A 2341-nucleotide genomic window follows, 5' to 3' on the forward strand; every position below is an offset into this window, starting at 1 on the left:
GGAGGACTTTCTCTGCCCGGAACGGGACGAGCTGTTCACCTACTCCGGCCTTGACCTGCTGCTCAAACGCTATGTGATCCAGTCACGCAGCCGCGTGCCGCTGGAAACACCGCAGGAGATGTTTTTGGGTATCGCGCTGCATCTTGCTATGAACGAAGGCTCTGACCGCATGGGGTGGGTAAAGCGCTTTTACGATATGCTCAGCCGTATGGAGGTCACGATGGCGACACCTACCATGTCTAACGCGCGAAAGCCCTACCATCAGCTTTCAAGCTGCTTTGTGGACACTGTGCCGGACAGTCTGGACGGCATCTACCGCTCGCTGGACAACTTCGCAAAGGTCTCTAAATTCGGCGGTGGAATGGGGATGTACTTCGGTAAGGTGCGCGCTGCAGGCAGCACCATCCGCGGCTTTCAAGGGGCGGCGGGCGGTGTTATCCGCTGGATCCGGCTGGTCAACGACACCGCCGTGGCGGTGGATCAGTTGGGGATGCGGCAGGGCGCTGTGGCGGTTTACTTAGACGCATGGCACCGGGATCTGCCGGAATTCCTTCAACTGCGCACTAACAACGGCGACGACCGCATGAAGGCGCATGATGTGTTTCCCGCCGTGTGCTATCCGGATCTCTTCTGGCGACTGGCGGAGGAGAACATAGACGCGCCGTGGCATCTCATGTGTCCGCATGAGATCCTCACGGTCAAGGGCTACGCACTGGAGGATTACTGGGGTACGGAATGGGAGAAGCGGTATCTGGACTGCGTCAATGACCCGCGCATCGAAAAGCGCAGCGTCACCGTCAAGGACATCGTGCGGCTGGTGCTTCGCTCGGCAGTGGAGACCGGCACGCCCTTCGCCTTCAACCGCGACAGCGTAAATCGTATGAACCCAAACGGCCACACGGGAATGATCTATTGCTCCAATCTCTGCACGGAGATCGCGCAGAACATGGCGCCCATCGAGCATATCAGCACTGAGGTGCACACGGAGAGCGGCAACACAGTGGTGGTGACGGCCACACGCCCAGGTGAGTTTGTGGTCTGCAACCTGGCGAGTCTGTCTCTCGGTAATCTGCCGGTGGAGGACGAGGCCTATATGGAACGCACGGTGGAAACGGCCATCCGCGCACTGGATAATGTAATCGACCTCAACTTCTACCCGTTGGAATACGCGCAGCTTACCAATCAGAAGTACCGCAGCATCGGCCTGGGCGTCAGCGGCTACCACCACATGCTGGCAAAGCGCGGCATCCGTTGGGAGAGCGAGGAGCACCTTGCCTTCACCGACGCGGTGTTCGAGCACATCAACTACGCCGCCGTCAAGGCGGACGCAGCACTGGCACGGGAAAAGGGTCGTTACGCACTCTTTGAGGGCAGCGACTGGCAGACGGGCGCGTATTTTGAAAAGCGGGGTTATACCTCCGAAAAGTGGCAGGCGCTTGCGGAAAAGGTGGCGGTGCAGGGAATGCGCAACGCTTATTTGCTGGCGGTCGCACCGACCTCCAGCACATCTATCCTCTCCGGCACGTCAGCAGGCATCGATCCAATTATGAAGAAATTCTTCTTAGAGGAGAAAAAGGGCAGCATGCTGCCCCGCGTTGCCCCGGAGCTTTCTATGGATACATGGTGGTACTATAAGGCGGCGCATCTGATCGACCAAAGCTGGTCGGTGCGCGCCGCGGGCCTTCGCCAGAGACATATTGACCAGGCGCAGAGCATGAATCTCTATATCACCAATGACTATTCCATGCGTCAGGTGCTCAGACTGTATTTAGAGGCGTGGAGGGTCGGCGCCAAGACCATTTACTATGTCCGCAGCAAGGCCCTTGAGGTCGAGGACTGCGAAAGCTGCTCATCATAAGGAGGATAGCATGACGGAACTGAAGAAAAAGCCCCTTTTTAACCCGGAGGGCGACCTTAATGTGCGCCTGCGGCGCATGATCGGCGGCAATACCACCAACCTCAACGACTTCAACAATATGAAGTACGTTTGGGTCAGCGACTGGTACCGGCAGGCCATGAACAACTTTTGGATCCCTGAGGAGATCAATCTCTCGCAGGATGTGAAGGACTATCCCCGCCTGTTGTCAGCCGAGCGCAGCGCCTACGATAAAATTTTGAGTTTTCTTGTCTTTTTGGATTCCATTCAGACAGCGAACCTGCCTAATATCGGCGCCTACATTACCGCCAACGAGGTCAATCTCTGCCTGTCCATTCAGGCGTTTCAGGAGTGTGTCCACTCACAGAGCTACAGCTATATGCTCGACACCATCTGTTCCCCCGTGGAGCGCAATGACATCCTCTACCAATGGAAAACGGACGAGCATCTGCTGCGCCGCAACAC

Annotated in this window: 2 protein-coding genes; both read left to right on the plus strand. The window is 57.0% G+C overall.

Going from position 1 to position 2341, the window contains the following annotated elements; all coding sequences use genetic code 11:
* Nucleotides 1–1858 (plus strand): ribonucleoside-diphosphate reductase subunit alpha (locus AC075L_RS07550; RefSeq protein WP_476387481.1); only part of this gene is annotated, 1858 nt, incomplete at its 5' end.
* Nucleotides 1859–1868: 10 nt separating this feature from the next.
* On the plus strand, nucleotides 1869–2341 hold a 473-nt coding region (locus AC075L_RS07555; protein ID WP_476387482.1), incomplete at its 3' end, for a ribonucleotide-diphosphate reductase subunit beta.

Source organism: Blautia sp. ZXY-1-B12 (assembly GCF_056339915.1).